This window comes from Bartonella sp. AP20NXHL, assembly GCF_042196165.1.
Lineage (GTDB): Bacteria > Pseudomonadota > Alphaproteobacteria > Rhizobiales > Rhizobiaceae > Bartonella.
The window spans coordinates 271,430-278,732 of the sequence record NZ_JBHIPV010000002.1 but is presented as its reverse complement, the minus strand read 5'-3'; the positions used below and the strand labels follow the sequence as shown (position 1 = coordinate 278,732).

Genomic DNA, 7,303 nt, shown 5'->3' with positions numbered 1-7,303 from the left:
TCTTCCCATGATCAACGTGACCAATCGTACCAATATTAACATGCGGTTTTGTTCGTTCAAACTTGCTCTTCGCCATTGTTATTAATCTCTTGTTTTATTCCCTATTTTTGTTAGCACCTAGGGTCAGTCCTGCAAAAATGAGTCTGACCAGACTGTAAACAGCCCAATAACCACAACTCTTAGAGGCAAAACCCCACCCCATCTATAAATGGAATATCCTCCATCATACCTATTTGCCCAATCATCAACAACCATTTGGAGCGGGTAGCGGGAATCGAACCCGCATATTCAGCTTGGAAGGCTGCTGCTCTACCATTGAGCTATACCCGCATGACCCACGTACTAACTCTCCTTCGATGAATGGTGGAGGGGGTTGGATTCGAACCAACGTAGCATACGCAACGGATTTACAGTCCGCCCCCTTTAACCACTCGGGCACCCCTCCATTACACCGATAAAGTCACGCAATGAGACATCACGACAACCATCTTGAATACCCATTCAATTCAATCTGATTGCGATGTGGTTATGACGATTACTATTGTATCTGTCAACAGAATAAATACAATTCTGTACAAATTTCCTGCTCATAATTTTAAATCATAGATTTTTTTCTCTCTATTTTTCTTATTAACACGCTATAAAGAAGCTATGAAAGAAAAAACATCACAAAATTCTCATTATGCTCGTTTGCGTCGCCGATATCGCGATACAAAAGGCTCTCCTTCTCGATCTTTTACACACCCAAAGAAGAAAGCTGCTTCTTTACAGCAAGGGATCATCTATCTTTATGGTATTCATTCTGTTCAGGCTGCTTTAGAAAACCCAAAAAGAATTTTAAAATGTCTTTACGTTACACAAAATGCCTTAAAACGATTAAATATATCCGAATCAGATTATCCTTGCTCTGTTACATTATGCACCCCCAAATATCTTGATTCGCTTGTTGGAAGTGAGGCTGTTCATCAAGGTATTGTTCTGGAAACTCTCCCCCTCAAACCATGCAAACTGTCGGAACTAACCAATACTGATCTGGTCATTGTCATGGATCAAATTACCGATCCACATAATGTTGGCGCTATTATGCGCTCTGCAGTTGCATTGAAAGCTAAAGCACTTATTACAACTTGCCGTCACTCTCCCCACGAAAGCGGTGTTCTTGCGAAAGCAGCATCTGGAGCTCTGGAAATGATTCATTATATTACCGTACGAAACCTCGCTGAAGCTCTTCAAGAACTTCATCAAACAGGTTTTACAAGCTTTGGTCTCGATTCAGAAGGTGACCAACCTCTAGAAACAGCATTAACAGGGAATAAAATTGCTCTTGTTTTAGGAGCAGAAGGTAAAGGTTTACGTAAAAAAACACGCGAAACCGTTTGCGCTTTAACACGCCTTGATATGCCTGGAAATATTAAATCATTAAATGTTTCAAATGCAGCAACAATAGCACTTTATGTGGCACATCAATATCTTAGATCCTAGTTTTTAATTTTTTGTGAAACATCAAAAAAACCAACCAACAAAAAACCCGCAAAAAAACCGCCAATATGAGCTTCCCATGCTATTGAGATGCCATTTTCTTCAAACAAAATAGAAGAAATACCTATGATAAAATCAGTCGCTAGCCATACACTCATATAAACAAGCACCCCCTTAGAACACAGAGCTTTTTTGACAGACAATAAAGGTCCCAAAAGTTTTTCGTTCTGCGCATTGACAGCTAGATTCCCACTAGGAAAACCGTAACGTGCAATAGCACCCATCATTCCAGATACGGCACCTGACGCCCCAATAAGTGATATGGTACTTTCTTGATGAAATGTAAAATAAGTCAAAACAGAAATAACTGCCGTTAACACCCAAAAAATTAAAAAACGTAAAACACCAAAATGCCTTGCTAAAGGAGAGCCAAAAACCAAAAGCCAAACCATATTAAGAGCAACATGTTTAAAACTACTATGCATAAATGAATAACTCACCATGGTATAACAAAATGCTACAGGATCCCTCTTAAACAATGCTGGTATAAATGAAAAAAACTCAAGGCTTTCAACATAAAACTGATGAGAAAAAAAATACTGAGAAATGCAATAAAGACAAAAACAAAATGCTATCAAAACAACTATAATAAATGGAACATTCAATAAGGGTTCTTTAGGTTGTTTCGGCAATCGGGAAACATCATTATGGTGGTGACTAGAAACTTTCATTGTATAAAATCTCGTATTTTTCAGAAAATGGGTTATTCTTTATACAAAAGAAATATACCACTCCCAGTGATGCAAAATCTTTTTAACGCCTCTTCGAGGCCCCTTTTAAAATTTTCAATAGCTCTACATGAAAACACGTGTATTTTATACAAAAGATTTTAAAAAGCATGGATACCAAGAATATGATTTACAAACTTAATGGTATCCTGCTTACTTAAATGTGAAGTTATCATGCAATATACAAGAACTTACGAATAGACAAACTCACTTATGAGTGTGGTATATAATAAAAATATATAAACATTGTTTTCTTACTAGAAATATATTGATCACTGCATTTTTTAACCAAGCTATACTTCGATTGATAAACTTTAAATAATCTTAAATCTCAATTTTTCCATTAATAGAGATTGCATTGCTTCTACTCTTTGAATAAAAAACGACATCTCTATGAGAAAAGAACTACCAACACAGGCGTTTTCTAGATATACTGATTGGTGTTTCATGATGAATTACTTACTTGATAGTCTGTTTCCCTCATAAATGCAAAAGCGTCAGTTCATCTCTTTAACAAATATAAACAAGCCTTTCATTTCAACCTTTTACAGATATAATTCAAGAACTGTCTCTTATGAAACACTGAAAAAATATGTTTATTCTAATGATGCATCTTTGAATTTAAACAGTTCATGACGGAGTTTTTTATTCCTTTCTTAGACAGTCTTATTTACACATCCGTCACTTTTAACGCGCAAGAGAATAGTTTGGATCAATTCAATATAAAAAATTTTAAATGAGGTAATCATAGGAATTTGAACCTCCTATTAAGTTGTAAAATGATAAATAACCATTATAAATCAATGTATTATAAATAGATAATACACTAATCATTGAAGAGGAAGATCTTGAGAATTCTGCTTGCAATCCTTTAACCATACATCATAAATAGGATGCTCAACAGCGTTCAAACCAGGACTATCCGCAAACATCCATCCTGTAAAAATACGCCGTATTTTTTTATCTAATGTCACTTCATTGACTTCAACAAAACCTGTTGTACGCGTGGGTTCATCTTTAGAGCTCGTATAACACGCACGTGGAGTTACCTGTAATGCACCGTACTGATAAATTTTACCAAGAGTAACTTCAAAACGTGTAGTCCGACCCGTGATTTTGTCAAGACCCGCAAAAACAGCAATTCCATTGCTAATACGCTCAGCCCGCACTCCACTATTTAAGGATAAAAACACTAAAATTCCCATTAAAAAAATATATAAAAAATGCCTCACCCCTAACAATAAAAAAAATCTCATCATATCAAAATCAATCGCACCTTAAAAAAATAATTCTTTTCATAACATAGAGTCAAATAAGACAAAAATACACACGCACATTAAAACATGTTATTTTTTAGGTGACCACGCATCATAATCTTCATGCACACAAGAACGCTCTCCATTGGAGGTGATAGCCCCCTTTGGTCGATAGTCCTCACTTGTTCCTGTCATATTTGCAACATGAGGCTTTTCCCATTCATAAGGATGATAATCCTCCTGTGTTGGTGGACACTCACAGCGATGATGAATCCAGCCGTGCCAACCTGGTGGAATAGTAGAGGCCTCAGAATAGTCTTTATAGATAACCCAACGGTGCGGATAACCATCCTTATGAAGTCCTCCTTCATAATATATATTTCCAAATTGATCTTCCCCTATCCGCTTACCTTTGCGCCATGTGAAAAAACGCGTACCAATGGTATTGCCATTCCACCATGTGAAGATTTGCTTAAAAAAACGAGCCATCTGCTATTCCATTCATTTAGTGCGCTCATGAAATTAATCGTTGGAATAAAATTATTAACGATTGAAATTATCGAAAAAGTTACTCGTAAATTCAACTACAATTCCAATTGATAGGTTAACGTGCTATCCTTTAATTTCAAGAAGATATCATATGTATGGCTTCTTCTCCACCCCATAAAAATTTAATCTATGCCAAGTTTCATCTTAACCAATTCATTAACAGCTTGGGGATTTGCCTTACCACCTGTTGCTTTCATTACCTGTCCAACAAACCAACCAGCTAAAGCAGGTTTGTGCTTTGCTTGCGCAACTTTATCAGAATTATTAGCAACGATCTCATCAACAGCTCTTTCAATAGCCTTTGTATCCGTTACCTGCTTCATATTTCGCTCTTCTACAATTTGGCGTGCATCACCCCCCTCATTCCAAATAATCTCAAAAAGATCTTTGGCAATTTTTCCAGAAATAACTCCTTCTTTTATGAGATCAATAATACTTCCCAATTGATTTGGCGATACTGGAGACTCTTCAATCTCACGATTATCTTTATTTAAAGCCCCTAAAAGGTCGTTAATCACCCAATTGGCAACTATTTTTCCATCACGCCCACGCGCTACTTCTTCAAAATAATCAGCAATAGCCTTTTCTGTCACAAGAATGGAAGCATCATACACTGTCAATCCCATTTCCTTAATAAAACGTGCTTTTATAGCGTCAGGCAATTCTGGTAAGTCTGCTGCCAAAGCATCCACAAATGCTTGATCAAATTCTAATGGTAAAAGATCAGGGTCAGGAAAATAACGATAGTCATGCGCTTCTTCCTTTGAGCGCATAGAACGCGTTTCACCTTTAGCGGCATCAAAAAGCCGAGTCTCTTGATCTATGACGCCTCCATCTTCTAAAATTGCGATCTGACGACGCGCTTCATACTCAATTGCTTGACCAATAAAGCGAATAGAATTAACATTTTTAATTTCACAGCGCGTTCCAAAATCTTCACCAGGACGACGAACAGATACATTGACATCTGCACGCATAGAACCTTCATCCATATTGCCATCGCAAGTGCCCAAATAACGAACAATCGTACGCAATTTTGTCATATAGGCTTTAGCTTCATCTGATGAGCGCATATCAGGTTTGGAAACAATTTCCATAAGAGCAACACCAGAACGATTAAGATCTACAAAAGACATCGTTGGATGTTGATCGTGCATCGATTTTCCAGCATCCTGTTCAAGATGCAACCTCTCAATTCCCACTTCAATATCCTCAAATTGGCCATTCGAATCTGGACCAACAGATATGATAATCTTTCCCTCTCCCACAATGGGATAGCGAAATTGAGAAATCTGATACCCCTGCGGTAAATCTGGATAAAAATAATTTTTGCGATCAAAAACAGACTTTAAATTAATATGCGCCTTTAATCCTAACCCCGTTCGAACCGCTTGACGAACACATTCTTGATTAAGAACAGGCAACATACCTGGCATGGCTGCATCAATAAGTGATACATGATTGTTCGGCTCTGCACCAAATTTTGTTGATGCTCCTGAAAAAAGTTTTGAATTTGATATGATTTGCGCATGAACTTCCATGCCAATGATGACTTCCCAATCACCTGTAACTCCAGAAATAAAACGCTTAGAATCAGGAGTACGCGTATCAATGATGCTCATTGCCAATCCACTACCAATATTTTAAAATATACTCATGGCTTATCTAAAACCATTCTCTCAGTGTAACCCCAGAATATAAATCTTACAACACAAGCCCGTTTCTATCGGGCTCGTTCTGTTTGCATAAATATTAAGCTTTTTTAGGAGCCTTTTTCTTAGCTGGTTTTTTCTCTGTAGACGTTTCTTTCACTGCAGACTTTTTCTTTGCCGGCTTTTCTTCAGGAACATCTGATTCGTCATATTCTTTCATCAACTCTTCAACCGTCACTTCTTTATCTGTGACTTTTATCTGTGCTAATAAATGATCAATGACCTTTTCTTCAAAAATCGGAGCACGTAGATTTTCAACAGCTTCCGGAGTCCTACGGAAAAAATCCATAATCTCTTTCTCTTGTCCAGGATACTGGCGAACCTGATCAAAAACGGCTGCTTTTAGCTCATCCTCACTAACTTTAACACCAACCTTCATTCCAATTTCAGAAAGCACCAAACCAAGACGAACACGACGCTGCGCAAGGACACGATATTCCTCCCGCGCCTTTTCTTCTGTAATACCTTCATCTTCAAAACTGCGCCCAGCCTTTTTCAAATCATCATTAACCTGAGCCCATATATTGTTAAACTCAACCTCTAAAAGCTCTTCAGGAATCTCAAAATTATAATCAGCATCTAAAGCATCAAGAATTTGACGCTTAACTTTTTGACGTGTCACTGAACCATATTGGCTTTCAATCTGCCCACGAACGACCTCACGTAAGCGATCTAGAGACTCTAAACCAACTTTTTGCGCTGCTTCATCATCAATTTTTAATTCATCTGGTTTAAAGACAGCTTTGACAGTAATGTCAAACTCTGCTTCCCGTCCCGCCAAATGTGCCGCACTGTAATTATCTGGAAATTTAACAAAAATCGTTTTTACATCCCCAGCTTTCACACCAACCAATTGCTCTTCAAAACCAGGAATAAATTGTTTTGACCCAAGAATCAGTTGTGCATCACTATCTGTCCCACCTTCAAATGGAACGCCTTCAAGCTTACCTTGATAATCTATGGTAATGCGATCACCTTCTTCAGAATTCCCCTCTTTTAGGGAATAATTACGCGTAGAAGAAAGGACGCGATTGACTTGATCATCAATATCCTGTTCAGGAATAGTTGCAATTTCACGAATAACCTTAATATGTTCAAAATCTTTAATGTCAATTTTTGGTAAAACTTCATACTTTAAACTAAAAGTAAAATCAGCTTTGCCATCTAGAATTTTTTCATCTTCATCTATATCAATTTTTGGCTGCATCGCTGCACGTTCATTGCGGTCTGCTAAAATAGAACGGGGTGCATCACTGAGTATCTCATTGAGAATCTCCGCCATAAAGGATTTACCATACATTTTTCGCAAATGCCCACTAGGCACTTTACCGGGACGAAAACCATTAAGCTTGATTTTTCCCTTGGTATCATCCAATCGTTCATTCAACTTTTCTTCTAAATCTTTCGCTGGAACCACGATCTTAATTTCGCGCTTCAGTCCTTCATTAAGCGTCTCGGTAACCTGCATTAAACACCTTCATTTTTCTAAGGAGAGGGATCAACCCACTCTAATAATCAT

6 protein-coding genes, 2 tRNA genes and 1 pseudogene are annotated in these 7,303 nt (G+C 37.5%); 1 reads left to right on the top strand and 8 read right to left on the bottom strand.

Annotation, left to right across the window (positions count from 1 at the left end):
* From ACFILL_RS02380 to ACFILL_RS02370, 3 genes and pseudogenes are all read right to left on the bottom strand, one after another.
* Positions 1-76, bottom strand: a pseudogene (locus tag ACFILL_RS02380) (elongation factor Tu); the annotation flags it as partial.
* Positions 77-256: 180 nt separating this feature from the next.
* Positions 257-330: transfer RNA gene (locus ACFILL_RS02375), tRNA-Gly, on the bottom strand.
* Positions 331-361: 31 nt separating this feature from the next.
* Positions 362-445: transfer RNA gene (locus tag ACFILL_RS02370), tRNA-Tyr, on the bottom strand.
* 206 nt (positions 446-651) lie between these two features.
* On the opposite strand from ACFILL_RS02370, the gene ACFILL_RS02365 reads away from it, so the two are divergent.
* On the top strand, positions 652-1,482 hold the full coding sequence (locus tag ACFILL_RS02365; protein ID WP_273791163.1) for an RNA methyltransferase: 831 nt from the start codon (positions 652-654) through the stop codon (positions 1,480-1,482).
* Here the strand turns inward: ACFILL_RS02365 and ACFILL_RS02360 are convergent.
* From ACFILL_RS02360 to tig, 5 genes are all read right to left on the bottom strand, one after another.
* Positions 1,479-2,210, bottom strand: coding sequence for a rhomboid family intramembrane serine protease (locus ACFILL_RS02360; protein WP_375643067.1), 732 nt, complete (start codon positions 2,208-2,210; stop codon positions 1,479-1,481). The genes ACFILL_RS02365 and ACFILL_RS02360 overlap by 4 nt on opposite strands.
* 887 nt (positions 2,211-3,097) lie before the next feature.
* The gene (locus ACFILL_RS02355) at positions 3,098-3,523 is read right to left on the bottom strand and encodes a DUF2155 domain-containing protein (protein WP_375631374.1); all 426 of its coding nucleotides are present in this window, start codon (positions 3,521-3,523) and stop codon (positions 3,098-3,100) included.
* Between the two features lie 90 nt (positions 3,524-3,613).
* The gene (locus tag ACFILL_RS02350) at positions 3,614-4,012 is read right to left on the bottom strand and encodes an NADH:ubiquinone oxidoreductase subunit NDUFA12 (protein ID WP_012755018.1); all 399 of its coding nucleotides are present in this window, start codon (positions 4,010-4,012) and stop codon (positions 3,614-3,616) included.
* A 182-nt stretch (positions 4,013-4,194) separates the two neighbouring features.
* Positions 4,195-5,694: an Asp-tRNA(Asn)/Glu-tRNA(Gln) amidotransferase subunit GatB gene (gene gatB / locus ACFILL_RS02345; RefSeq protein ID WP_273791161.1), complete on the bottom strand. Its 1,500-nt coding sequence runs from the start codon at positions 5,692-5,694 to the stop codon at positions 4,195-4,197.
* A 130-nt stretch (positions 5,695-5,824) separates the two neighbouring features.
* Positions 5,825-7,252, bottom strand: a complete 1,428-nt coding sequence (gene tig, locus ACFILL_RS02340; RefSeq protein WP_375643068.1) for a trigger factor — start codon at positions 7,250-7,252, stop codon at positions 5,825-5,827.
* Positions 7,253-7,303: the final 51 nt, after the last annotated feature.